This is a genomic window from Leifsonia shinshuensis (genome assembly GCF_022606355.1).
Classification (GTDB): domain Bacteria; phylum Actinomycetota; class Actinomycetes; order Actinomycetales; family Microbacteriaceae; genus Leifsonia; species Leifsonia shinshuensis_B.
Window position 1 is genome coordinate 29,525 of the sequence record NZ_JAHHZQ010000002.1, and the last position, 24,143, is coordinate 53,667.

22 protein-coding genes are annotated in these 24,143 nt (G+C 68.9%); 7 read left to right on the plus strand and 15 right to left on the minus strand.

Going from position 1 to position 24,143, the window contains the following annotated elements:
* Positions 1-88: 88 nt before the first annotated feature.
* Positions 89-520 (plus strand): VOC family protein, encoded by a 432-nt coding sequence (locus tag KNO15_RS06900; protein WP_241702737.1) that lies wholly within the window; start codon positions 89-91, stop codon positions 518-520.
* A gap of 81 nt (positions 521-601) precedes the next feature.
* Here KNO15_RS06900 and KNO15_RS06905 read toward each other — a convergent pair whose 3' ends face one another.
* The 4 genes from KNO15_RS06905 to KNO15_RS06920 all read right to left on the minus strand — a co-directional run bounded on the left by KNO15_RS06905 (position 602) and on the right by KNO15_RS06920 (position 5,086).
* Positions 602-1,810 (minus strand): family 1 glycosylhydrolase, encoded by a 1,209-nt coding sequence (locus KNO15_RS06905; RefSeq protein ID WP_241702738.1) that lies wholly within the window; start codon positions 1,808-1,810, stop codon positions 602-604.
* A gap of 25 nt (positions 1,811-1,835) precedes the next feature.
* Positions 1,836-2,729, minus strand: a complete 894-nt coding sequence (locus tag KNO15_RS06910) for a carbohydrate ABC transporter permease (RefSeq protein ID WP_241702739.1) — start codon at positions 2,727-2,729, stop codon at positions 1,836-1,838.
* On the minus strand, positions 2,729-3,667 hold the full coding sequence (locus tag KNO15_RS06915; RefSeq protein ID WP_241702740.1) for a carbohydrate ABC transporter permease: 939 nt from the start codon (positions 3,665-3,667) through the stop codon (positions 2,729-2,731). The genes KNO15_RS06910 and KNO15_RS06915 overlap by 1 nt, the downstream gene beginning before the upstream one ends.
* Positions 3,668-3,763: 96 nt before the next feature.
* Positions 3,764-5,086 (minus strand): ABC transporter substrate-binding protein, encoded by a 1,323-nt coding sequence (locus KNO15_RS06920; protein WP_241702741.1) that lies wholly within the window; start codon positions 5,084-5,086, stop codon positions 3,764-3,766.
* Positions 5,087-5,250: 164 nt separating this feature from the next.
* Between KNO15_RS06920 and KNO15_RS06925 the strand changes: the two genes are divergently transcribed.
* Complete coding sequence (locus KNO15_RS06925) at positions 5,251-6,240, plus strand: LacI family DNA-binding transcriptional regulator (RefSeq protein ID WP_241702742.1); 990 nt, start codon at positions 5,251-5,253, stop codon at positions 6,238-6,240.
* Complete coding sequence (locus tag KNO15_RS06930) at positions 6,237-8,039, plus strand: glycoside hydrolase family 2 protein (RefSeq protein ID WP_241702743.1); 1,803 nt, start codon at positions 6,237-6,239, stop codon at positions 8,037-8,039. Before KNO15_RS06925 ends, KNO15_RS06930 begins: the two co-directional genes overlap by 4 nt.
* 10 nt (positions 8,040-8,049) lie before the next feature.
* Here KNO15_RS06930 and KNO15_RS06935 read toward each other — a convergent pair whose 3' ends face one another.
* The 5 genes from KNO15_RS06935 to KNO15_RS06955 form a co-directional block, all read right to left on the minus strand.
* Positions 8,050-9,120, minus strand: coding sequence for a hypothetical protein (locus KNO15_RS06935; protein WP_241702744.1), 1,071 nt, complete (start codon positions 9,118-9,120; stop codon positions 8,050-8,052).
* Positions 9,117-9,737, minus strand: a complete 621-nt coding sequence (locus tag KNO15_RS06940) for an ABC transporter ATP-binding protein (protein WP_241702745.1) — start codon at positions 9,735-9,737, stop codon at positions 9,117-9,119. The genes KNO15_RS06935 and KNO15_RS06940 overlap by 4 nt, the downstream gene beginning before the upstream one ends.
* Positions 9,728-10,483, minus strand: a complete 756-nt coding sequence (locus KNO15_RS06945) for a peptidoglycan-binding domain-containing protein (RefSeq protein ID WP_241702746.1) — start codon at positions 10,481-10,483, stop codon at positions 9,728-9,730. The genes KNO15_RS06940 and KNO15_RS06945 overlap by 10 nt, the downstream gene beginning before the upstream one ends.
* A 314-nt stretch (positions 10,484-10,797) precedes the next feature.
* Positions 10,798-11,421, minus strand: a complete 624-nt coding sequence (locus KNO15_RS06950) for a hypothetical protein (protein ID WP_241702747.1) — start codon at positions 11,419-11,421, stop codon at positions 10,798-10,800.
* Between the two features lie 55 nt (positions 11,422-11,476).
* Complete coding sequence (locus KNO15_RS06955) at positions 11,477-11,776, minus strand: lactococcin 972 family bacteriocin (RefSeq protein ID WP_241702748.1); 300 nt, start codon at positions 11,774-11,776, stop codon at positions 11,477-11,479.
* A 134-nt stretch (positions 11,777-11,910) separates the two neighbouring features.
* Between KNO15_RS06955 and KNO15_RS06960 the strand changes: the two genes are divergently transcribed.
* The 3 genes from KNO15_RS06960 to KNO15_RS06970 all read left to right on the plus strand — a co-directional run bounded on the left by KNO15_RS06960 (position 11,911) and on the right by KNO15_RS06970 (position 15,713).
* A complete protein-coding gene (locus tag KNO15_RS06960) occupies positions 11,911-13,134 on the plus strand; it encodes a DNA polymerase domain-containing protein (RefSeq protein ID WP_241702749.1) in 1,224 nt (407 codons plus the stop codon).
* A gap of 303 nt (positions 13,135-13,437) precedes the next feature.
* Positions 13,438-14,700: an MFS transporter gene (locus KNO15_RS06965; RefSeq protein ID WP_241702750.1), complete on the plus strand. Its 1,263-nt coding sequence runs from the start codon at positions 13,438-13,440 to the stop codon at positions 14,698-14,700.
* Complete coding sequence (locus KNO15_RS06970; RefSeq protein WP_241702751.1) at positions 14,697-15,713, plus strand: DUF2804 domain-containing protein; 1,017 nt, start codon at positions 14,697-14,699, stop codon at positions 15,711-15,713. Before KNO15_RS06965 ends, KNO15_RS06970 begins: the two co-directional genes overlap by 4 nt.
* A 31-nt stretch (positions 15,714-15,744) precedes the next feature.
* Here the strand turns inward: KNO15_RS06970 and KNO15_RS06975 are convergent, their stop codons facing one another.
* The 5 genes from KNO15_RS06975 to KNO15_RS06995 form a co-directional block, all read right to left on the minus strand.
* Positions 15,745-16,056: a hypothetical protein gene (locus KNO15_RS06975; protein WP_241702752.1), complete on the minus strand. Its 312-nt coding sequence runs from the start codon at positions 16,054-16,056 to the stop codon at positions 15,745-15,747.
* Between the two features lie 130 nt (positions 16,057-16,186).
* Entirely contained in the window at positions 16,187-17,218 is a 1,032-nt protein-coding gene (locus KNO15_RS06980; RefSeq protein WP_241702753.1) for a DUF2804 domain-containing protein, read from the minus strand.
* Positions 17,219-17,253: 35 nt separating this feature from the next.
* Positions 17,254-18,147: a carbohydrate ABC transporter permease gene (locus KNO15_RS06985; RefSeq protein WP_241702754.1), complete on the minus strand. Its 894-nt coding sequence runs from the start codon at positions 18,145-18,147 to the stop codon at positions 17,254-17,256.
* Complete coding sequence (locus KNO15_RS06990; protein WP_241702755.1) at positions 18,144-19,067, minus strand: carbohydrate ABC transporter permease; 924 nt, start codon at positions 19,065-19,067, stop codon at positions 18,144-18,146. The genes KNO15_RS06985 and KNO15_RS06990 overlap by 4 nt, the downstream gene beginning before the upstream one ends.
* 4 nt (positions 19,068-19,071) lie before the next feature.
* Positions 19,072-20,439, minus strand: a complete 1,368-nt coding sequence (locus KNO15_RS06995; protein ID WP_241702756.1) for an ABC transporter substrate-binding protein — start codon at positions 20,437-20,439, stop codon at positions 19,072-19,074.
* Positions 20,440-20,620: 181 nt separating this feature from the next.
* Between KNO15_RS06995 and KNO15_RS07000 the strand changes: the two genes are divergently transcribed.
* Positions 20,621-21,697 (plus strand): LacI family DNA-binding transcriptional regulator, encoded by a 1,077-nt coding sequence (locus KNO15_RS07000; RefSeq protein ID WP_241702757.1) that lies wholly within the window; start codon positions 20,621-20,623, stop codon positions 21,695-21,697.
* 577 nt (positions 21,698-22,274) lie between these two features.
* Here the strand turns inward: KNO15_RS07000 and KNO15_RS07005 are convergent.
* The gene (locus tag KNO15_RS07005) at positions 22,275-24,119 is read right to left on the minus strand and encodes a glycoside hydrolase family 2 protein (RefSeq protein WP_241702758.1); all 1,845 of its coding nucleotides are present in this window, start codon (positions 24,117-24,119) and stop codon (positions 22,275-22,277) included.
* Positions 24,120-24,143: the final 24 nt, after the last annotated feature.

Consider the following 24,143-nt stretch of genomic DNA (forward strand, 5'->3'; position numbering starts at 1 on the left):
ATCCAACAGTGCGCGGTTCTCGGATTCAGTGGTGCGGGTGGTGAATGCGGCTGGATGCACCGCGCGGCCGCGGCCTAGACTCCCCACCATGACCGCACGGATCGCCAACGTCACCTTCCATGCACACGACCCCGCGGCACTCGCCCGGTTCTGGGCGGCCGTCATGGGCTACCCCGAGCCCGAGTGGCTCACCCCCGAGGAGGAGGCCGAGTTGCGCGCCGCGGGCCTCACCGACGACGACCTCGCCGCGCGCGCAGTCGCGTGGGACGAGGATCCGGCCCACCAGCGCTTCTACTTCTCCCGCTACGACCACGAGAAGCGGCAGCGCAACCGGATGCACCTCGACATCAGCCCGTCGACCGGCCGGCACGCCACCCGCGAAGAGGTGGAGGCCGAGCGCGACCGGCTGGTCGCGCTGGGCGCCACCGTCGAGAAGGTGCTCGACGGCAAGTGGGGACCCTACGACGAGTTCGCGATCATGATGCGCGACCCCGAGGGCAACGAGTTCTGCCTGCAGTGACCCCCACTCCATCAGTTCCTGAGTAATTCACGCCGCCCGTCGGCGTGTTGCGTGCAGAACTCCGGAAGCGATGGAGGAGGGTCAGCGGGCGGCGGACGCGCGGAAGGCGGCGAACGCCTCGGTCCGCACGCGCGCGAGCCGCCGGTCAGGGCCGCGCACGACGTCGACGAGGCCCATGTGCACGAACCAGTCGTCGGCCGGTCTGGCGTCGTGGCGGTACAGCCAGTCGACCAGCGTGAAGAACGGGAACCAGGTGTAGCCCAGCACCGGCACGCCCTCGGCGCGCAGCCTCTCGACCTCCTCCAGCGACTCCCCGAGCCAGGCGAGCCGCGACTCCACCGAGCCGCCGCGCGAGGTCTCGGTGACCACGAGGGGCAGGCCGTAACGCTGCCAGTACAGCTCGATGAGGTCGCGGAGGCCGGCCGTTCCCGCCTCCACCGGGTCCGTGCCGCCGTCGGGGCGGTATCGCACCGTCGTGAAGCCCGGGTAGTAGTTGACGCCGACGACGTCGGGCGTCACCGCGTTGTCGGGGAACCAGGCCAGGTCGTCCTCCCGGATGCCGTTGCCGGTGAGGTAGTCGTGCATCGGATGCCCTGGCACGACCCGGCCGGTGATCAGGTCGAGCGAGACGAAGCGGCGTTCCTCGAGCACCTCGCGGGCGAGCGGGAGATCGTCGCCCTCCCAGCGGAAGCCGGCGTCCACGTGCACGAACCGCGCCGCCGGGTTGACCGCGGCGATCTCCTGCTGGGTGCGCACCATGCCCTTCGCGAGCGCGACGATCACCTTCGAGAAGCCGTCGCCTCCCGTCAGGTAGGGAGGCCAGGTGCCGTCCTCCCCGCAGTAGATCGCGTTGATCACGGGCTCGTTGAGCGGGGTGAAGTCGTCCCAGACGCCGGCGTAACGCTCGGCGACGGCCCGCGCGTACGAGGCGACGCGCTCGGGGTAGGTCGCGTTGACGAACTGGTTGTCGAGCCAGAGCGGGGTGCCGTAGTGCATCAGGTCGACGACGCAGCGCAGCCCGATGCTGTGCATGTGGGCGCTGACCTCGTCGAGCCAGCGCCAGTCGAACTCGCCGGGGCGCGGCTCCACGAGGTACCACGGGATGCCCCAGCGGATGAACTCGGCTCCCGCCTCCACGGCGAGGTCGAGGTCCTCCCGCCAGTTCTCGTAGTGCTGCATCAGCTCGTACTCGTCGATCGGGCGGCGGCCGATGCCCTGCTGCGGCACGAAGGTGTCCTCGATGCCGACGCCGAAGTGGAGGCGCTCGTCGCGGAGCCAGTGGGGGGTCATGCGGTCCTTTCGGGGCTGCGGGAGGTCATTTGAGTCCGGTCGTCGCGATGCCCGCGACGAAACTGCGTTGGATGACGAGGAAGAAGATGACGACCGGCAGCAGCGCGAGCAGCGAGCCGGCCATCAGCAGGCCGTACTCGACCACGTGCTGGCCCATGAACAGGGCGAGGCCGGCGGGCAGCGTCGCATTGTCGAGGTCGGACGACATGATGAGCGGCCAGAGGAGGTCGTTCCAGTTGTACTGGAAGTGGAACAGCCCGAGCGTCAGCAGGGCGGGCTTGGCCAGCGGCATGATCACCCGCCAGTAGATGCGCCACTCCCCCGCGCCGTCGACGCGGGCGGCCTCCTCCAGATCCTTCGGCAGCGAGAGGAAGAACTGCCGCAGGAAGAAGATGCCGAACGCGTTGGTCACGCGCGGGATGATCATGCCGGGCAGGCTGTTCGTGAGCCCGAGCCCGTTGAGCATGTCGTACAGCGGGATGAGCGTCACCTGGAACGGCAGCATGAGGAGGATCAGCACGAGAACGAGCACGACGTTGCGGCCGCGGAACTCCAGCCGGGCCAGCGCGTACGCGGCCATCGAGTCGAAGAACAGCGAGATCACCGTCACCGAGCCCGCGAACACGATCGTGTTCAGGTAGAGGTGAGCGAACGGGATGCGGTTCCACACGTCGATGAAGTGCTGCAGGGTGAACTCTCGTGGCCACAGCGTCGGCGGGAAGGTGACGATGTCGGCTTCCGGCTTGAATGCGGTGAAGGCCATCCAGATGATCGGCAGCAGCATGGCGAGCGCGATGACGATGCCGGCGATGGTCGTCAGCCAGCGCAGCAGGGTGCGCGTGCTCGTGTAGTGCGGTCGGCGGCGACGCCGGGCAGCGGACTTGGCGGGGGCGGCGGGGCGTTCGAGGGTCGCGGTCATCAGTACCTCACTTGCCGGCGCTGGAAGAAGCCGTACTGGATCATGGAGAGCAGGAACACGAACACGAGCAGCACCCAGGAGATGGCGGCGCCGTAGCCGAAGCGCAGTTCCTGGAAGCCCTCGCGGTAGATGAGCATGACGAGCGTCTCGGTGCGGAAGAACGGTCCGCCGTGCGTCATCACGTAGATCTGGTCGAACGCCTGCAGCGAGGCGATCAGCGCCATCACCGACACGAGCATCGTCTGGTTCGACAGGAGCGGCAGCGTGACATTGCGGAAGCGCTGCCAGACGCCGGCGCCGTCGAGGCGCGCGGCCTCGTGCAGTTCGAGGGGCACCGACTGGAGGCCGGCGAGGTAGATCACCATGTAGAAGCCGACGTTCTTCCAGACGCCGACGAACATGACGGCCGGCAGCGCCCAGGTGGGGTCGGAGAGCAGGCCCTGCTTGGAGACGATGCCGAGGTTCGAGAGCCAGTACGAGATCAGCCCGATGTTCGGGTCGAGCAGGAACGACCAGGCGATCGCGATGATCCCGAGCGACACGATGAACGGCAGGAAGATGGAGGTGCGCACGAACGAACGGCCGCGGAATCCGCGGTCGAGGAACACCGCGAGCGCCAGGGCGAGGACGACGGTCACCGGGGTGACGACCACCGCGTAGACGACGGTGTTCCAGAACGCGTTCCAGAACGCCGGGTCGCCGAAGAGCTCCTGGTAGTTCGCCAGGCCCACCCACTGGGCCGCGCGGATCAGGTTGTAGTTCGTGAACGAGAGGTAGGCCGCCTGGATCATCGGGTAGACCGTGAACAGCCCCAGCGCGAGGAGCGACGGCGCCAGGAACAGCCAGGCCGTGAGCGCGGTGCGTCGCCTCCCGCGCCAGAAGCCGCGCGGCGCGCGCGCCGTCGCCGGCTTCGCGGCGACCGGAGTGGATGTGGTCATGGTGCCTTTCGATTGGGCGAGAGCGGTCGAGCAGGCGGGCGGGGTCCGTGTGCGCGGACCCCGCCCGGCAGACTGTGCTGGTTCTGGTCGAGGCTGCTACTTCTGATCCAACTTGGCCTGCACCTGCTGCGACGCGGCCTTGAAGACATCGTCGACCGACCCCTGGCCGTTCAGCGCCTTCTGCAGCGACGGATAGAAGATGTCCTGCACGATCGACGAGCCGGACTGCAACCCGGGAAGGAGGATCCGCGAGTCGTCGACGACGTCCTTCGCTCCGAAGATCGCCGGGTACGGGTTGTCGGTGATCTGTGCGCCGACCTCCGGCTCGAGCGGCGAGAAACCGGAGCCCTCCGACCAGGTCTTCTGGGAATTCTCGAGGGTCCAGTAGTGCATGAACTGGTAGGCGGCCTCCTTGGTCGCCTTGTCGTCCTTGGCCGGCAGGGCCATGGTCTCCACGTCGGCGAGGATGGCGTTGCCCGAGGGCCCGGCGAACGGACGGACGACGCCGAAGTCGATGCCGGCCTGCTTGTAGCCGGTGGTCGCCCACGGGCCGTTGATCTCGATGGCCGCCTTGCCGGTGGCGAAGAGCTTGTCGGCGTCGGCACCGGAGAGCCCGATCGGCGAGGCCTGCTTGTTCTTCACCAGGTCGACCCAGAAGTTCAGGGCCTTCAGGCTTTCGGGCGAGTCGAGCTCCGACTTCTTGTTGTCGCTCGAGACGATGTCGCCTCCGGCGTTCCAGAGGAACGGCGGGTACATGTCGACGGTCTCGTGGTCGGCGAGCGCGATCGCGTACTGGTCGGGCTTGGAGGCGCCGGCCGGCGTGGTCGTCAGCTTCGGCACCATCGCGGCGAACTCGTCCCAGGTGGTCGGCGGCTTGTTCGGGTCGAGACCGGCCTTCGTGAACAGCGCCTTGTTGTAGTACATCATCGTTGTCGCGATGTCGACGGGGACCCCGTAGTTCTTGCCGTCGTACTTCGACGCCTCGATCGCGGTCTTGGGCAGCTTCGCGGTGTCGTGCGCGCCTCCCGCGTAGTAGTCGTCGATCGGCTGGAAGAGGCCCTGCGACGCGTAGGCGGGGACCCGCGAGAAGTCGAGGGCGACGATGTCGGGGCCGCCCTTGGAGGTCGCCCCGGTCAGGAGCTTCTGGTACAGGGTGTCCCACGGCATGGTGACGTTCTTGACGACGACCTTCGACTGCGACGCGTTGAACGCGTCGATCACCTTCTGCATCGCCGGGCCGTCAGGGCCGGTGTTGCCGTTCCAGAAGCTGAGGGTGATCTTCCCGTTCTGATCGGTGTTGGCGTTGCTGCCGCCGGACCCCTGGCCGGCGCAGCCGGTGAGTGCCAGCGCGACGGCCGCGACGGTCGCCGTGACTGCTGCGAGCGCCGGGCGTGCGACCCGGCGGGGACGTGAGTGCATGTCTTCTCCTTCGAAGCGACGTTCAACGTTGAACGGTGAATGTGGTATCAAGTTATACACGACCGGTAATCGTTGAACAAGTGGCACCTCATGTGCGATGGTAAACGTTGACCGAAGGAGCGTCGTCGCTGGGGCGGCGCGTCGGACGATCGAAGGAGACGCTGATGCGCAGAACGACGCTGAAAGACGTCGGCGACCACGTCGGCGTCTCGGCGAAGACGGTCTCGAACGTCATCAACGGCACCGGCTGGGTGCGCGACGACCTGAAAGCACGCGTCAGGGAGGCCATCGACGAGCTCGGCTACCGGCCCAACTCGGCCGCCCGCCAACTGCGCAGCGGGCGCAGCGGGATGATCGCCCTGGCCATCCCCGACCTCAGCCAGCCGTACTTCGCCGAGCTCGCGTCGGCGATCGTCGCCGCGGCCGCCGACCGCTCGATCACCGTGCTGATCAACCAGACCAACGGCCAGGCCGACGCCGAGCGCCGTATCAGCGACGGCGTCGGCATCCCGGTCATGGACGGCCTCATCCTCTCGCCGCTCGCGCTGACCGCCGGCGACCTCGCCGACCGCCAGGACTCCACCCCGATCGTCCTGCTCGGCGAGCACGTCGGCGAGTCGCGCTTCCCGCACGTGACCGTCGAGAACGCCGGCGCCGCGCGCGCCGCGACCGATTACCTGCTGCGCTCCGGCCGCCGGCGGATCGCCGCGATCGGAGCGCAGGCGACAGGGCCGCGTGAGACCTCCGAGCTGCGCCTCGCCGGCTACCGCGCCGCGCTGCGGGAGGCCGGCATCGCCGAAGACCCCGCGCTGATCCGGGAGGTCATCGACTTCCGCCGCAGCGACGGCGTCCAGGCCATCGACGGCCTGCTCGCCGAGGGCGTGCCGTTCGACGGCGTCTTCGCCTTCAACGACCTGATGGCCCTCGGCGCCCTGCACGCGCTCGGCGAGGCCGGGCTGCGCGTGCCGGAGGATGTCGCCGTCATCGGCTTCGACGACATCGAGGAGGGCCGCTACAGCACGCCTCCCCTCACGACCGTCGCTCCCGACAAGGCCGCCCTCGGCAGCCTCGCCCTCGAGCTGCTCCTGTCCGACTCCCCTGCCGCGGGAGACACCACCGTCCCCTACCAGATCGTCTCGAGGATGAGCGCATGACCGTCGACCGGCTCCCCGACCCCCTGCACCAGGACGGAACATACCCTCGCCCCCAGCTCGTGCGCCGGCACTGGCGCGACCTGGGCGGGGAGTGGGAGTTCGCCTTCGGGTCGGATCCGGAGCAGGCACCGGAGGGCATCGGGTTCGACCGGACCATCGTGGTCCCGTACCCGCCCGAGTCGGAGCTCTCCGGCATCGGCGACACCGGCTACCACCCGGTCGTCTGGTACCGACGATCGTTCGGCCCGGCCGAGCTGGCCGAGGCCGGACTCACGGCCGACCGCCCGCGCGTCCTGCTGCACTTCGGCGCCGTGGATTTCGCCGCCGATGTCTGGCTCAACGGCCGCTACCTGGGGCACCACGTCGGAGGCCAGACCCCGTTCCACTTCGAGGTCGGCGGTCTCGTCGCGCCGGACGGCGTGAACGAGCTCGTCGTCCGCGCGGTCGACGACCCGCTCGACGTGGCGGTGCCGCGCGGCAAGCAGGACTGGAAGGAGTCCCCGCACTCGATCTGGTACCACCGCACGACCGGTATCTGGCAGCCCGTGTGGCTGGAGGCCGTGCCGGGCCTCCACGTCGAGTCGCTCGCCTGGGACACGGCGGCAGACGCCGCGTCGGTCGATCTCGAGCTCGTGCTGAACGCCAGGCCGGAGGGCGCCGTCTGGGCCGACGTGCGCATCGAGCACGACGGGGAACTGCTCGCCGAGTCCCGCTACCGGGTGCTCGACACGACCTCCCATCTGCGGCTCGCCCTCTCGCGGCAGCGCAACGGCCAGCAATACGAGGAGCTGCTCTGGTCGCCGGCGAACCCGCGCCTCCTCAGTGCGACGATCTCGCTCGACGGCGGCGATCCCGACCCGGGCGGCGACGCCGTCGCCAGCTACCTCGGGCTGCGCACCGTGCGCACCGACGACTGCTGCCTGCTGCTCAACGATCGCCCGTTCTACGTGCGCGCCGTGCTCTCGCAGAACTACTGGCCCCAGTCGCACCTCGCTGCGCCCTCCGCCGACGCGCTGCGACGGGAGGTGGAGCTCATCCTCGAGCTCGGCTTCAACACGGCGCGCGTGCACCAGAAGGCGGAGGACCCGCGGTTCCTGTACTGGGCCGACCGGCTGGGCCTGCTGATCTGGGCGGAGACGGCGAGCGCCTACGAGTTCTCCGCGCGCTCTGTCCAGCTGCTCACCGAGGAGTGGATGCGGCTGGTCCAGCGGGATCGCTCGCACCCGTCGATCATCGCCTGGGTGCCGCTGAACGAGAGCTGGGGCGTGCAGCACATCTCGCACGACCCGCGGCAGCGCGCGTACAGCCGCGGCCTGACCGAGCTGACCCGCGCCATCGACGGCAGCCGCCCGGTGATCTCGAACGACGGCTGGGAGCACACGGACTCCGACCTCATCACCATCCACGACTACGAGAGCGACCCCGAGGTGCTCGGCCGTCGCTACGGGAGTCGTACGGCGCTCGACGAGCTGATCGCGGGGCCGGGTCCGGCCGGCCGCCGCATCCAGCTGCACGCCTCGGCGCCCGCCCGGCCGATCATGCTGACGGAGTTCGGCGGGGTGAGCTGGATCGACCACGACGTCGACGACGCCTGGGGGTACTCCTCCGCCCGCGACTCCGCCGACTTCGGCGTGCGGGTGACGGGACTGATCAGCGCGGTCGCCGACTCGACGGTGCTGGCGGGGTTCTGCTACACCCAGCTCGCGGACACCGGGCAGGAGACCAACGGCCTGCTGCGCGACGATCGCACGGCCAAGGTGCCTGTCGAGCTGCTGCGGGAGGCGATCGCGGGGCGGTGAAGCGGGTGGCTCACCGGTCCTTGAAGTACCGGAACAGTTGCTTCTCACTCATCGTCGCCGACCCGACGGCGACACCGATGAGCGCTCCCGCCATTCCCGCCAATGGGATAGCAACCAACGTTTCAAAGACAGCGAGCTGGTCGTCGCGCCCGATCATCCACGTTGCCGCGGAGGCGAGAGCGGCTCCGATCATTGCGGCCGGGGCCGACCAAGCACCGCCCTCGAGCAGGTTGAGCGCGAGCAGGTCGCCTCTGGAGACACCCGCATGCAGCGCCGACGTCTGCTGAAGACGCCTGATCCTGACGCTGACGAATCCCTGGCAGAGCGCGATCGTCGCAGAGAGGGGGGTCGCATAATGTGTCAATCGACCGGCGAAGGCGACACTTCCGTCGAAGGACGCACCTAACGCCGAGTTCAGCTGCACCACGGTGGGCTTCTCGGTGCTGGTCCCCTTCGAAGGGAGCATGCTGGCGTGCAGGAAGGAGCGCAGGTTCGGGATCTGCGGCCACGCGGTGGCCCAGCACTCGTCGAACGGCCGGTTCGAGTTCGTCGGCGATAAGATCGCATACCCGAAGCCTGCGCGGCGACCATCCGATGGGTAGCGGTACACCGAGGCGATCTGAATCGGGCCGGAATCGGTCGCAACGGATCCCCCACCGCCGACCCCGGCGGTGCGCGCCAGGTCATCCGGGATGAGGACGCCCTCCCCGGGATTCGGATCCGAGACGACAGCGGCAAATCCGGGCGAAATCTCGTACGTCGGAATGGGGGCGTCAGGAATCGTGGCTATTGCGATTCTCCGTTCCGACGACCGCAGAGCCCCAGAAGCCGTGACTCCGGGGAGCCCTGCCAGAGCCTCGCAGGCAGCACCGTCCACTTGGCCCTCCGCGACGAGGATCTCTGTCGCCGCCCCCGACGCGCGGAACGCCTCCGCCGACGCGACCAACCGAGCCGTCGCCAGCGCATCGGCGAGAACCAACCCTCCGACAAGAAGGGCGAGCACCTGACTGAAGAGCGTGAAGCGCGTTGTTCCCGACATGATGTTGCGGCCGGCCTCGCGCAACAGACTGGAGAGCTTCACGGGTAATCCGGTCCTTCGGGCGACCCGAGGTCGAGTTGCTTCGTGCATGCCGCGCGCGTTCGTTCGTCATGCGTCGCGACGATCACGATGGTCCGCGGATCGGCGACCGCCCTGATCGCTGAATCGACGCGCTCCGCTGTCCGCCTGTCGAGTTGGGCCGTCGGTTCATCGATTAGAAGGACGCTTGGACGGGACGCGAGTCCCCTGGCGAGCATGAGCCTCTGAGCTTCACCACCGGAGAGGTCGCCGAACCGTCGTTGCGCGACCGACTGCAGACCGAATCGTGACATCAGCTCGTCGGCTTCGTCTTCAGCCGAAGCGGGTTTCTCCCCACGGGCGAGGATCGGCAACGCGACGTGGTCGAGCGCAGTCCGGTGCGGCGAGCCGAATGGATTCTGGAACACCCAACTCACCTTCTCGATGTCGGTGAAGCGAACAGCTCCTTCGCGCGGTCTACTCCGACGGGCGAGCAGGGAAAGCAGGGTGCTCTTGCCCGACCCGGAAGGCCCGGTCAGCGCGTAGACCTCGCCGGGGTGGAAATCGATGGTCAGGCCTCTGAAAAGCCAATCACCGTCGCGACCGTACCGATGGCCGACGTTTTCGAGGGCTAAGAGCACAGCGGACGTTCCGAATCTGAGATACGCACGGTCGCGGGCCGCCGTCCCTCCTGGAAGAGCACGAACGTCTGGCCCAGCTGCGAACCGACGATCGTAACGTGAAGCGCCTCACCCTCCGACGCCACGCATCCTTCCGCCCCCGTGATCGAATACACGGAGGATGGAGGAACCGCCCCCACCTTGATCGGCTCCGCGAGGGCGACCGTGCCGCGGAAAGCACCGGCTCCATTCTCGGCGTCCGCCGTATCCGCAGTCGCGTTGGAACGTGCCGCTGCGCGGACGAACGACGGCGCAGCGGCCAACTCGGCGAGCGCCAACGGATCCGATACATCTCCCGTCGCATCAAGCGGTACGGCCACAGAGTCGACGGTCAAGGTCCATTTCGCCCCGGAGAAATCGGCGGACGTGTCGGTCACGGAAACGCGGGTGGTACCTCCGGCGATCGATGCGAGCGCAGCGCCCGCGTCCACCCGCGCGCCGGCCTTCACATCGCAGCTCGCGATCGCGACGGACACGGAAGCGAGCCAGACGATTCGCCCGGCTTCGACGATCGTCGAATCGGCAGTTCGATCTCCCGCACGCTTGAACAGGTCGGCGACTGCAGAGAGGGTGCGAGCGCCGACCTTTCCATCCGCCTTCGTCGCGTAGCCGAGCCGTGCGAGTTCCTTCTGGAGGCCTGTGACATCGTCGCCCTCGTCCCCGCTGCGCAGGTCGCGCCACAGTGGTGGGTCCGTCGCGAGCGCCACCAGCGGGCGCCCGTCGACGGAGGCCGGCGTCGAGCCGGACACGATCACCGACCCGGGTGTGCAGGCCGAGTGGGTGACCCTTCCGGCAACCCCCGATTCCAGCCGCGAATCGGGAACCGACTCGACGCGCAGCGCCACCGTCCGCGAATCGGAGAACTCCCGATAGTTCACACGGGCGTCGGCGGCCGGTCGAGACTCGGCCAAGGAACTCGGCGGCTCTTCGTTGAGCCATAACCAGGTGGCAGTCGCGCCCGAGGCGAAGACTGCAACGACGAGCACGGCGATGACCGCAAATCGCGGCAAGACGCGCGCCGTCATCCCTTCGACTCGTCCAGAAGCCCCAGCGGGTCCAGATCACACTCTCGGAGCGCCTTCTCGCCTCGAGCCCCATCACTGAACGGGAACGCCATCGCCGGCGCGTCTCGCGAGTAATCGCTGCCGGAGTACCAAGCCGGCACTACCTTCTTCTTCACTAAGCACGCGGCTGTGATCGCGGCTTCGTCGAGATTCTGCGGGTTCCGCTGCATGGCGAAGTAAAGGGAGCCGATGGTGTCGAGGCCCGAGGTCGCCGAACACTCGTCCGCGATCGTGTTGGCCTCCTCGGTCGTCGTTCCGCTTCCGGGCTTGAACTCGTATCCTCCACCGGGCCCGAATCCGCCGAAGGTGACGTTGCGGTCGCGCATGCAGGTGGCGAACGCGTTCTCCATCTCGGCGAACTCGGCGTCGGAGATTCGGCCGTCGGCAAGCGCGCTCCGCTCGAAGTCGGTCGTAGCACGTCGACGAGCCTCCGCGATTTCGTCTGCCCAGCCAGTGCCCGTGCTGGCGCGAACGTCCGGACCGGATGACGGGTTGTCGGACGTTCCACCGGCTGCGGCGCACCCGCTTAGTGCCAGCACGCACGCGACCAGAATGCCGATACGCGAGGTGATTCTCTTCATCACTGCCTTCGAAGCAGAAGGGCAGGCCGGCCACAACCGTCCTGCCCTTCTCGGCTCAATAGTTGTAGTAGTACCAGGTGTTTCCGGTCACCGTCCATGAGACGGACGCGTAGGACCAGTTGCCGCCGGCCCTGTCCGGGGAGCGCAGGCAGGAGTACGAGTTGCACGCTGTCGAGCGGTGCTTCTTCGAAGCGTGGTGGTAGTTCGACCACGTCGTTCCCGAGTTTCCGTAGCTCCACGTTCCACCCTCGGGGTAGCCGGTGTATGCGTTCGCAGGGGTCGCGCCGAGCGTTGCCCCGATCGTCAGTGCCCCGGCTGCCAGGACCGTCGAAACAACTTTGTTCTTGAATTTCACAATACATGTCCCATTCGTGTTACATAGCATTCAAAATTTTAATCCCAGATTTGATCCTAGTACAGATGACAGCGCATGCCTAACCACGTCGGCTCGCACTGGCCGCGCGCCGACCTCGCGACTAGCGTGGCGACATGACTCCGTCGTCGAAGTCCGAGACGTTCCTCGAGGTCGGCGGCCACGAGGTGCGCATCTCGAGCCCGGACAAAGTGGTCTTCCCCGAGGCGGGGCTGACCAAGCTCGACCTCGCGCGCTACTACGTCGCGGTCGCCGATGGCGCGCTCCGCGGCGCGGGCGGGCGGCCGATGGTCCTCAAGCGATTCGTCAAGGGACTCACCCAGGAGCCGTTCTTCCAGAAGCGGGTACCGGAGGGCCATCCCGACTACATCGACACGGCGACCCTGCACTACGCGCGCGGCACCTCGGCCGAGGAGGCCGTGCTGCGGGACGCCGCCGGCCTCGCCTGGGTCTCGAACCTCGGCTGTCTCGACCTCAACCCGCATGCCGTGCGCGCCGAGGACCTCGACCACCCCGACGAACTGCGGGTGGACCTCGACCCGATGCCGGGCGTCGACTGGTCGCAGATCGTCGACGTCGCCTTCATCGCCCGGGAGGTCCTGGAGGACCACGGCCTGGTCGGCTGGCCGAAGACGAGCGGCTCGCGCGGCCTCCACATCCTCGTGCGGATCGCGCCGCACTGGGGCTTCGCCGACGTGCGGCTCGCCGCAGAGACGCTCGCGAGGGAGGTCGAGAACCGCGCGCCAGGGCTCGCGACGGCGCGCTGGTGGAAGGAGGAGCGCGGCGAGAGCGTCTTCGTCGACTTCAACCAGAACGCCAAAGACCGCACGGTGGCCTCCGCCTACTCGGTGCGCCCGCTGCCGGACGCCCGCGTCTCCACGCCGCTCGACTGGGACGAGGTGCGCTCGCGCCGACCCGCGGAGTTCACGGTGCCGACGGTGCTGACCCGGTTCGCCGAGCGAGGAGACCCGCACACGGGCATCGACGCGGCCGCGGGCTCGCTGGATGCCCTGCTGGCCCTGGCCGCGCGGCTCGGGCCGGCCGAGAAGCCGCCACGCGCGGGCGACGGCGCGGGCAGGCGCGTGTCGCAGATGCCGCTGATCGAGGTGGCGCGCACCAAGACCAAGCCGGAGGCCGCCGAGGCGCTGGCGCGCTGGCGCGACCTCCACCCCGAGGCGGCGGCGCTCCTCCACCCCGCCGACGAGCTCATCGACGGCATGCGCGGCTCGAGCTCGCAGTGGTACCGGGTGCGTGTCAACCTCCAGCACGTCCCGGAGTCCGACCGCCCGGAGCAGGGCGCCCTCCTCGCCGACTACGACCCCTGGGCGGGCCGCCGCTAGGCGCGCCGCCGCGCCGCGCCGCCGCCCCGCCCCTCGCCGCCCTCCACGCACGCCGCCTCCCCACTCTCCCCCTCCCCGCATTTGCGCCAAATGTGGCGATTCGCGCCCCCCAATCGCCACATTTGCCGCAAATGCCACCCCGTCACGCCCGCAGATTCGTGACGAATCGCGACATTCGTGGCACGAAACGCGACATTCGTGACGAATGTCGCCGAACCACACGTCGACACGGCCCCACTCTTTCCACGTTGCAATGTGGGACGCCCGTCCCATAAACTCCTCCTACTCGAAGAGGAGCCGCACGTGACCCGAACGTCCGACAAGCCCGCATCGGCAGAGACCGCCACTGCCGCCACCCACCAGCCCAGACTGTTCCTCTGGCTGTTCCTCGTGAACGCTGTGCTGCTCTCCTGCTATGCCGCGTTCATCGTCATCTTCGTGCCGAACCAGGTGCAGAACATCGATCCGGCGCAGAAGGTCGGCAACCTGGCCATCGTCACGACCGCAGCCTCCATCGCCACGATCTTCGTGCAGCCGCTCGTCGGCGCGTTCTCCGACCGCACCCGCAGCCGCCTCGGCCGACGGGCGCCGTGGGTGCTGATCGGAGCGTCCGGCGCAGCGGTGTTCATGCTGCTGCTCGCCGGCGCCGCCACCCTGCTCTGGGTCACGATCTTCTACGTCCTCGTGATGATCCTGCTGAACACGCTCAACGCGCCCATCCCGGCGATCATCACCGACCGCGTCCCCGTCCGCAGCCGAGGTGTCGCCTCCGCCGTGCTCGCGATGGGCACGCTCGTCGGGATGGGCGCCGGCGTCATCGTCGCCGGCTACTTCGCCGAGCTCATCGGGATCGGCTACGGCGTCTTCGCGGCGCTCGTGCTGCTCTCGGCGTTCGGCTTCGTGCTGTTCAACCGCGATTTCTCGTCGAAGGACGCCGAACGCACGCCGTTCAGCTGGCGCGACTTCTTCGCCGGGTTCTGGGTGAGCCCGCGCAAGCACCCCGACTTCGCGTGGGCGTTCGCGGCGCGGTTCCTGATGATCCTCGCGTACCAGGGCGTGCAGAGCTACCTGCTCTACATCCTCCGCGACCACATCCACCTGAGCGTCGACGCCTCCAACTCCTTCGCCGGGGTGCTGACGATCGTCCAGCTGCTCGCCGCCCTCGTCAGCACCTACGCCTCCGGCAAGCTCTCCGACCGCCTCCATCGCCGCAAGCCGTTCGTCATCGGCGCCTCCCTGATCATGGGATGCGCCCTCGCGATCCCCCTGGTCTGGCCGACCACGGCCGGGATGATCGCCCTCGCCGCGCTCTTCGGCTTCGGTTACGGGGTGTACCTCAGCGTGGATCTGGCACTGATGACACAGGTCCTCCCCGCGGAGGGCGTCTCGTCCGGCCGCGACCTGGGCATCCTCAACGTGGCCACGACACTGCCGCAGGCGCTCACGCCGCTGGTGGCCTGGGCGCTGATCAGTGTCTCGGGAGGCTACGCGTCGATCTTCGTCGCCGGTATCGCCTTCGCCGTGCTCGGCGCGGTCGCGATCCTGCCGATCAAGGGAGCGCGATGATGGGGACGCGGCAGATCGCAGAGCGCGAGCTCACCGAGCCCGTTTCCCTCGTCCTCCCGAACGGCCGGCTGAACCGTGCGGCCGTGGGCTGGACCCGCAAGCCGCTGCACGACACCTCCGGCATCGGCGGCCGGCACGGCTGGGGCCGCAACAAACACTGGGAGTACTGGGCGGTCACGTCGCCGACGCACCTGCTGGCGCTGACCGTCTCGTCGCTCGACTACTCCGGCGTGCACTCGGTGATGGTGCACGATCGCACCACCGGCGAGACCATCGAGCACGGCATCGTGGCTCCGCCGTGGACACGGCCGACGCTGCCCGCGTCGCTCGGCGACGGCCCGGCACGCGCTTCCGCCCGCGGCCTCGAGATCGAGCTGAGCGAGGCGAACGCCGGCACCCGGCTCGTCGCCCGCACGGACGCGGTCGCCCTCGACGTTCTGGCCGCCCTTCCGGCCGGTCACGAGCGTCTGGGCGTGGTCGTGCCGTGGAGCGACCGGCGCTTCCAGTACACGGTCAAGGACGTGGCACGACCGGCGACGGGAACCGTGACCGTGCGCGGCACGACGACCGAGCTCGCGACCGGCGACACCTGGGCCGTGCTCGACCACGGCAGGGGGCGCTGGCCGTACCGGGTGCGTTGGAACTGGGGCGCGGCCTCCGGCGAGCAGGGCGGCAGGACTGTCGGCCTGCAGATCGGCGGACGCTGGACAGACGGCACCGGCACCACCGAGAACGCGACCGTGCTCGACGGCCGCCTCCACAAGCTCCACGACCAGCTCGAGTGGACGTACGACGAGAGCGACTGGCTGCGTCCCTGGCACATCAGGGGCGGAGAGGTCGATCTGCGCTTCGAGCCGTTCTGGGACCACGTCAGCCGTACCGAGCTCGGCGTCGTCGGCAGCCGTGGTCACCAGTGCTTCGGGCATTTCGCCGGCACGATCCCGACCGTGGAGGGTCCGCTGCTCGTCGACGGCCTCCTGGGCTGGGCCGAGGACGTCCGCAACCGCTGGTGAGCACACGGCGCCGTGCCTCTCGGCGGAGTTCTCAGCGCGCGATCGCCGGCGCCCGCGCCGGGAAACTCGCGGGCAGTTCGGCCAGCAGGCTGTAAGCGACGCCGTCGGCACACACGTCGCCGCGCAGCCACGCCCGGGCATACGCGTCGCTGTACTGGACGACCACGAGGTCGTGCGGCGCCTCGCCCGCGAGGATGACCGCGCGTACGGTGCCGGAGCCGGCCGGGCCGCTCAGGAGGGCGCGGTATCGCTCGCCGGACGCAGGCGCGTCTGGGCCGGCGGGATCGAGCTCATCGGCCGCGACGCGCAGCACGGACGGAAGCGCGGAGGTCGAGGGTGACATGGGGACTCCTTCGTCGCACGTGATCAGGAAAGGTCGGGCGGGACGCGGCAATCGGCGGGGCCGCGCCCCGCCCGTGCTCCGGCGGCGCCGTGGATGCGCCTCGCACTCCGGAGCGGTCGGGGACGTCAACTCACCAGCGGCGTTCGACCTCCTCCACGTGACCGAACACGCCGGAGAAGGTCACCTCCTCGCCGGCGAGGACGACACGGCCGTCGTAGCGGCCGAAGCAAGTGTCGCCGCGGCTGTACACCAGCCAGCGGTCGAAGAGGTGCTGCGTGTGGTGTTCCGGCGTGAAGACGATCTCGACATCGGGGCCGGTGATCGTCCAGGGTGCGGTCCAGTCCGTCGGGTCGTAGCGCCAGTCGAGGTGGTTCTCGATCTTGTGAAGGCGCCCGTCGACCCGCAGCCAGTTCTCGCTCGACGGCGTACCGTCGGTCCATTTGCCGCCGAGCTGGATGCCGAGGTCGCGGCCATCGGAGGTGCGGCCGACGCCGGCGCCCCAGTTCCAGAACGTGAAGTAGGGCCACCTCCCCCGGCCGCGGTCGTGCACGGCGGAGGACGAGAGCGCCTCCACCGGGTGGGTGACACCGTCCACGACGACGACGCCCTCCGCCGCGAGGCAGTTGTCCTTCTTGGTGTACTGGAAGCGGCGGTCGCTCCACGGCACCACGACGCCCATCGACTCGTGCGCGGGGTCGGCGAGAACGTGGATGTCGGCCTGGATGCGCGGCGACTCGGCGTAGAGATGCATGCCGGTGCCGCGCGGGGTGAGGCGCACCATAACGTCCTTGCGCCTGGCCTCCATCGGCCCGTGGTTGAACGGGTCGCGCATGCCGCCCGGTCCGGGCAGCCAGGTGTTGCCGCCCTGGTGGATCTCGCGGTAGCCGTCACGCTCGGTGAAACCGACCGAGACGTTGGCGCGGTAGTCGTGGTGCGAGATGTTCATCGTCACGATCGCGTCGGGCGTGGTGACGGCCCAGTACTCGAAGCGCTTGTTGCGGCCCCAACCGGGCAGCCCGGTGCGGTGCAGGGCGCGTCGGGTCCAGCCGACGGACTCCTGGTTCAGGAGGCCGCTCGGGAGGCACAGGTCGACGGGGGCGACGATCTCGCGTTCGGCGACGGACTCGCCTCCCGGGGCGACCGGGCGCAGGGGTAGTCTCACGGGACTCTCTTTCGGTGAAGGGGAACGGTGGGGTCTCAGCCCTTGGTGGCGCCGTCGGCGAGGCCTCGGATCAACCACTTCTGGACGACGAGCGCCAGCACCACGACGGGGATGACGGTGAGCGTGCCGGCTGCCGCCAGCGCACCCCAGTTGGCGCCGTGCTCGGTGTCGCCGACCATGCCGGCGATCGCGACGGGGACAGTCGTCGCGCGGCGGTTGGTCAGCACGAGCGCGAACAGCAGCTCCTCCCAGGCCAGGATGATGCTGAAGATGAAGGTCGAGATCAGTCCCGGCGCCGAGATCGGAACGATGATGCGGAAGAAGGCGCCCATGCGCGAGCAGCCGTCGAGCATCGCCGACTCCTCCAGCTCCTTCGGCAGCGACAGGAAGAACCCGCGCATCAGCCACATCACGTAGGGGATGACGAACGAGCAGTACGCCAGGATCAGCGTGATGTGGGTGTCCGTGATCCCGAGCGTCCTCGCGACGAGGAACATCGGCACGGCGAGCGCGATCGGCGGCACCCCGCGCGAGGCGAGGATGAGGACGCCGATCGTGGCGGCGCCGCGGATCCGCAGCCGGGCCAGCGCGTAGCCGGCCATCGCTCCCGCGACGAGCGAGACCAGCCCCGCGCCGAGGGCGACGATGACGGTGTTCACCATCTTCGGCCCGAGACCCTGGCCGACCCACGCCTGCACGTACTGGCTGAGCGTCGGATCGAAGAAGACCGTCGGCGGCACGGTGAAGATGTCGCGCTGGAACTTGAAGGAGGTGATCACCATCCATACCAGCGGCAGCAGGAACAGGATGCACACGATCACCCCCGACCAGACCCGCCAGCGGTGCCCGGTGCGACTGCGCCGCCTGGGTGCGCTCGGCCCGGCCCGGCGGGCCGGCTGCGTCGTCGGGCGTTCGGCGGTCGCGGTCATACCCGGTCCTCCAGCTTCTTGCTTCCCCACAGGAACACCAGCGTGAGAATGGTGGTGATCACCAGCACGATCACGGCCATCGCCGACGACTCGCTGAAGCGGAGCAGCTGGAACGCCTGCTGGTAGATGAACAGGTTGACGACTTCGGTCGCCGTGCCCGGGCCGCCGTTGGTGGTCGTCAGGATGATGTCGAACATCTTCACCGCGCCGAGCCAGCGCACGATGAAGGTCGCGGCGATGATCGGGGCGAGCATCGGCAGGCTGACCCGCCAGAGCGTCTGCCACCAGTTGGCCCCGTCGACCTGGGCCGCCTCGAAGACGTCCTTGGGCAGTGCGAGCAGAGCCGCGGAGGCGATCAGGACGACGAAGGGCACCGACCGCCAGGTGTCGATCAGCACGACGCTGATCATCGCCGTGGCCGGACTCCCGAACCAGTTGACCGGCGGGAGGCCGACCAGCGAGCCCAGCCAGCCGAGCACGCCCCAGAGCGGGTCGAGCAGCATCTTCCAGATGCCGCCGGAGACGACCGGCGCGACGACCATCGGGATGAGGAAGAGGGCGCGGAACACTCCGCGCCCCCTCCACTCGGCGTTGAGCAGGAAGGCGATCGCGAACCCGAGGACGATCTGCAGCGGAAGGGCCAGCACCAGGTAGATGCCGGTGACCACGAGCGAGTTCTGGAAGGACTCGCTGCCCAGCGCCTTCGTGTAGTTCTCCAACCCCACCCAGGATCCCGGGCTGAAGGTGCTGAGGTCGAAGTGCGAGAAGCTGATCTGCAGGGTGTACAGCAGCGGGTAGGCGAGCACCGCCACCAGGACGACCGTCGCCGGGATCATGAACGACCAGCGTCCGGCGATGTCCTTCAGGCGGCCCGGCAGGCGCGACCTACCCCTCCGCTGCTTCGAGAGCGCGACCGTCATCGTGCTACTCCTTCAGCAGGTCGCGGATCTGCTGCGACGCCTTCTTGAGCGCGTCGGAGCTGGAGGTGTCGCCCATCACCGCCGCGCTGGTCTGATCCGCGAGGATCTGCTGGATGGCGTTGGACTGCACGTCGCGCACGCGCCACATCCTGCCCTTGGCGGCGACGTCGTACGCGGACTGCAGGGTGGTGAAGACCGGAGCCAGCCAGGCCTGCTGCGGCGTGGAGGCCAGCGTGGACTTGCGGGCGGGGAAGGAGCCGAGGTTGTTGGTGATCCACTTCTCGCCCTCCTTGTCGGTCATCCACTGCAGGAAGGTCCAGGCCGCCTGCGGGTGCTTGGAGTTCTTGAAGACCGATCCACTCCAGATGCCGCGGTGCGTGCTCGGCCCGGCGGAACCGGCCGGCATGGTCTGGATGCCGACCTCGTCGGGCGTGAGCTTGGTGACGGCGGGGTCGACCGCGGCCGACTTGTAGGCGCTGCCCCAGGTGAAGATCGTGGCGACCTTGCCCTGGCGGAAGGCGTCGAGCGGCTCGGTGTAGTTGTAGGCGGTAGCCCCTGGGGGCGCGTATTTGAGCAGGTCGATCTGCGTCTGCAGGGCTGCGATTCCGGCCTTCGTGTCGAAGGTGGGCTTCATGTCGTCACCGAAGAGAGCGCCGCCGTTGGAGTTGAGAACGGCCTGCCAGAACGGTGGGGAGAGCACGCCCTTCTGCCAGGTGAGGCCGACGGCCCAGGAATCCGGCTTGCCGTCGCCGTTCGTGTCCTGCACGAGCTTGGGAGCCTCGGCGAGGTACTGCTTCCACGTGAGCTCCGGGGTCGGCTCGGCGAGGCCCGCCTTCTGGTACAGCGACTTGTTGTAGAACATCAGCAGCATGTTCGAGCGCAGAGGAACGCCGTACTGGCCGCCCTTCCACTCGCTCGCGGCGAGCGGAGCCGAGTTGAAGTCCGCCCAGTCGTAGCCCTTCTCGGTCCAGGAGGATGCCGCCTTCTTCAGGTCGAGGAGGACTCCTGCGTTCGCCAGCTGGGGCGCCCACGGGTCGTCGAGCGTGATCAGGTCGTACTGCGGGTCGGGGTCGGTGCCGTTGAGCATGCCCTTGGCCAGCAGGTCGTCGTACGGCGTCGAGTCGATCGTGACGTCGATGTAGGGGTACTTCTTGTTGAACTCGGGCACCAGTTGCGCCTGCCAGGCCTGCGCGAAGGCGTCGTTGGACATCATGGTGATCTTGACGTGCTTGGCAGCGGTGCCGAGACCTCCGCCGTCGATGGCGGCCGGCGTCGCGGTGCTGTCGCTCGTGCCGCACGCGGTGAGCGCCACGGCGGTGGCCGCGACGGCCACGATGCCGAGCATGCGGCGCACCCGGGGGGTTCGGGTCATGGGAATCATCTCCTCGTCGTTGTGGAAGATCTGCGACGGAGGCCGGCCAACGGGAACTCCTGCCGGGGTCGCAGGAGCCACTCAAGCAGACCGCGCGACATATTGCAACGTGGAAATATTAAGATCTGGCAACGTTGCAACAATCCTGGGCCGCGACGGCTGGACCCGTTACGATGGCCGAGTGACGACCGATTCCCCGCACCGCGGCCGCCGGCCGGGCGGACCGCCCACCCTGAAGGACGTTGCGGCGGTCGCCGGCGTCTCGTACCGCACCGTCTCGAACGTGATCAACGGTCACCGGTACATCAGCGAGACCACGCGAGAGAAGGTCGAGGCCGCGATCGCCGAGCTGGACTACCGGCCGCAACTGGCGGCCAGGCAGCTGCGCAGCGGGCGCAGCAACCTGTTGACGCTCTCGGTGCCTTTCGTGTCCCATCCCTACTTCGCACAGCTCGCCCACGCCGTGGTCGGGCAGGCCGAGAAGGTCGGCTACGACGTCGTCATCGACGAGACGCGCGGCACCCTCGAGCGGGAGCTGCGCGTGGCGGCGGGGTTCAAGGCCATCCTCACCGACGGCATCCTGTTCAGCCCGCTGACCATCGACCTCGAACGGTTCGAGGCAGAGCGCGGCCCCACCCCCCTGGTGCTCCTCGGCGAGCGCTTCCGCTCCGACACGATCGACAGCGTCGTGGTCGACAACATCAGCTCGACGCGCGAGGTCACCCAGACGATGATCGACGCGGGCCGCACCCGCATCGCGTTCCTCGGGGACGTCGTCAGCGGAACCATCGGCGCGGCCCCGGCCGACCTGCGTCTCGCCGGCTTCACGAGCGCACTCGAGGCCGCAGGCCTCACTCCCGCGCGGATCGTCCCGGTCGAGCAGTGGGACCAGGTCAACCCGCACGGCGACTACTCCCGCGAGGAGGGCTACGAGCGCACCAAGGAGCTGATCCGGTCGGGCGCCCGGATCGACGGACTGTTCTGCGCGAACGACCTTCTCGCGATCGGCGCTCTGCGCGCTTTCCGTGAGAACGGTGTGCGCGTGCCGGAGGACGTGGCCGTGGTCGGCTGGGACAACACCGCGGAAGCCGCGTACACCGCCCCGGCCCTGACCACGGTGGCACCGGACATGGACGAGCTCGCCCGCCTCGCCATCACGGCGATGCTCCGCCGCCTCGACCAGCCCGACGCCGAACCGCAGACGACGCGCGCGCCGTACTCGGTGGTGCGGCGCGACTCCTCGGGGGCGCGGGCGTAGGGTGCGCGCGGGGCGCGCGCTGCAGCCCTGCGTGCCGAGGGGCACTTAGGTGCCCTCAAACGGCCGCTTTAGGGGCGCTTGCGTGCCCCTCGATCCTTCAGGATGACGTGCGCGCACAGGTCCATGCGAAGCGCAGCGAAGCGAGCGCAGCCCGCGAGCACTGCAATCCCGACCCGGCGCGACTATGCCGCGCGCCGAGGGGCACGTAGATGCCCCAAAATCGCCGCTTTAGGGGCGCTTGCGTGCCCCTCGATCCTTCAGGATGACGTGCGTGAACAGGTCCATGCGAAGCGCAGCGCAGCGAGCGCAGCGGAAGAGCACTGCATTCCTTTCCCGGCGTGACCATGCCGCACGCCGAGGGGCACGTGGATGCCCCTAGGGCGCCGGTTTAGGGGCGTTTGCGTGCCCTTCGGGGCTCGGCTCGGCGGGCGCCCGCGCCGAGGGGCACGTAGGTGACCTTATGCGGCGGTTTTCGGGGCGGTTACGTGCCCCTCGATGGAGGCGGAAGGGACGGTTACGCGCCCCTCGGCGCGGACACAGGACCCCTGCGCGCCCCTCGGCGCAGGCGCAGCAGCCCTTACGCGCCCCTCGGCGCGGGTGCGGCGGGCGCGGCGGCCGCAACTGCGGGCGCGGCCACGGCGCGTGCGAACTCAGCGACCAGCTCCCCGAGCACCATTCGCACCCGGTCCGGGTCGGCCTTGGTGACCGAGCGGTCGGCGGTGAGGAGGCCGTTGAGCTCGTCCTCCACATCGGCGACCTGCGTGTAGACGATCGCGGACAGCCCGCGCGGGATCGCCGGGAGGACTTCGGTGCGGTGGAGGTGCTCGAACGCCGCCGTCAGGGCCTCCGGGTTCGGCAGCTTGCGGTAGCCGAACTCCCGGTCGCTGTGGCCGTGGCCGGCGATCCGCAGACTGTACCCGCCGTACTCGGAGACCACCACCGCCCGGCCGTCGCGCCCCCACGCCCTGCGCGGACGGATCGGCCGGGAGTACACGTGGAGGCTGCGCAGGTCTCCCCCACCCTGGTCGTGCCAGCCGCTGGCGTGGTCGATGATGCGGTCCGGGTCCAGAGCGCGGAGGCGGTCGACCGCGTCGAGCGCGTCGAACTGACCCCAGCCCTCGTTGAAGGGCACCCAGCACACGATCGACGGTGACGGCGACAGCAACGCGACAGTCCGCTCCAGTTCGTCGCGGAACTCCGCACGGCCCTCCGCGTCCTGTCGCCCGAACGCGCGATGCCGGCGGTCGTCGAGCCGAAGAGGCGTGAGCACCGGGGCTGTGATGACGACGGGGTTGTACCGGCGTCCGCCGTTGACGAGGTCCTGCCAGACCAGCATCCCGAGCCGGTCGCAGTGGTGGTACCAGCGCAGCGGCTCGACCTTGATGTGCTTGCGCAGCATCGTGAAGCCGAGATCTTTCATCGCCTGGATGTCACGCACGAACGCGTCGTCGGACGGCGGCGTGTACAGGCCGTCCGGCCAGTACCCCTGGTCGAGGACGCCGGCGTGGAAGTAGGGCTCGCCGTTCAGCAGAAGCCTCGGGAGGCCGTTCGCATCGGGCGCGACGCCGACGGTGCGCATGCCGGTGTAGCTGCGGACGACATCGTCGCCCACGACCACCGTCACGTCGTAGAGGTACGGGTCCTCCGGTGTCCAGAGCCGCGGTTCGGGGACGGGGACGGCGACCGGCTCTCCGGCGATCGCGGTGGCACGCGCGACGACGACGCCGTCCGCGGCGACCTCGATGCGGGCGTCGAGCGACCCGGCAGCCCACCCCACCGCTTCCACGGTCACCTCGATCGCGCCTTCGGCCGGCAGCGTCCGGTACGCGATCCGCTCGACCCGGACCTCGGGCACCGCCTCCAGCCAGACGCTCTGCCAGATACCGGACTGCGGGGTGTACCAGATCCCGCCCGGCCGCAGCGATTGCTTGCCGCGTGAGCGGAACCCTGCGTCGCTCTCGTCACGCACCGCCACGACCAGCTCGTGCGGCCTCCCGTCGCCGAGGCTCTCGGTGACGTCGACGACGAACGGCCAGTAGCCTCCTCTGTTCGCACCGACGACCACGCCGTCGACCAGCACTTCGCAGTCCTGATCGACCGCGCCGAAGTGCAGCAGCACGCGCTGCCCGTCCGCGACGAACCCCGCGGGGAGGGCGACGGTGCGGCGGTACCACAGGGTCTCCCCCGGCAGCAGCCGGCGGCGCACTCCGGACAGCGCGGCCTCGGGCGAGTACGGCACGAGGATGCCGCCGTCCCACACCGCGGGCGGCGTGACTCCTCCGGTCATGGTCGGCCGGATCGCGTAGTCCCAGCGCCCGTTCAGCGGGAGGTAGCTGTCGCGCACCAGCTGGGGCCGCGGGTACTCGGGCAGCGGGATGGGATCGGCGCTCGAGTCTCTGTCGGCGGGTCGGTCTGCGGCCACGCGGGTCCTCCTGAATGTTGCAAC

Bases quoted from the DNA above. Each gene is read 5' to 3' on its own strand.
- KNO15_RS06900 (WP_241702737.1), top strand. From the start codon at position 89: ATGACCGCACGGATCGCCAACGTCACCTTCCATGCACACGACCCCGCG.
- KNO15_RS06905 (WP_241702738.1), bottom strand. From the start codon at position 1,810: ATGACCCCCCACTGGCTCCGCGACGAGCGCCTCCACTTCGGCGTCGGC.
- KNO15_RS06910 (WP_241702739.1), bottom strand. From the start codon at position 2,729: ATGACCGCGACCCTCGAACGCCCCGCCGCCCCCGCCAAGTCCGCTGCC.
- KNO15_RS06915 (WP_241702740.1), bottom strand. From the start codon at position 3,667: ATGACCACATCCACTCCGGTCGCCGCGAAGCCGGCGACGGCGCGCGCG.
- KNO15_RS06920 (WP_241702741.1), bottom strand. From the start codon at position 5,086: ATGCACTCACGTCCCCGCCGGGTCGCACGCCCGGCGCTCGCAGCAGTC.
- KNO15_RS06925 (WP_241702742.1), top strand. From the start codon at position 5,251: ATGCGCAGAACGACGCTGAAAGACGTCGGCGACCACGTCGGCGTCTCG.
- KNO15_RS06930 (WP_241702743.1), top strand. From the start codon at position 6,237: ATGACCGTCGACCGGCTCCCCGACCCCCTGCACCAGGACGGAACATAC.
- KNO15_RS06950 (WP_241702747.1), bottom strand. From the start codon at position 11,421: ATGAAGAGAATCACCTCGCGTATCGGCATTCTGGTCGCGTGCGTGCTG.
- KNO15_RS06960 (WP_241702749.1), top strand. From the start codon at position 11,911: ATGACTCCGTCGTCGAAGTCCGAGACGTTCCTCGAGGTCGGCGGCCAC.
- KNO15_RS06970 (WP_241702751.1), top strand. From the start codon at position 14,697: ATGATGGGGACGCGGCAGATCGCAGAGCGCGAGCTCACCGAGCCCGTT.
- KNO15_RS06975 (WP_241702752.1), bottom strand. From the start codon at position 16,056: ATGTCACCCTCGACCTCCGCGCTTCCGTCCGTGCTGCGCGTCGCGGCC.
- KNO15_RS06985 (WP_241702754.1), bottom strand. From the start codon at position 18,147: ATGACCGCGACCGCCGAACGCCCGACGACGCAGCCGGCCCGCCGGGCC.
- KNO15_RS06990 (WP_241702755.1), bottom strand. From the start codon at position 19,067: ATGACGGTCGCGCTCTCGAAGCAGCGGAGGGGTAGGTCGCGCCTGCCG.
- KNO15_RS06995 (WP_241702756.1), bottom strand. From the start codon at position 20,439: ATGACCCGAACCCCCCGGGTGCGCCGCATGCTCGGCATCGTGGCCGTC.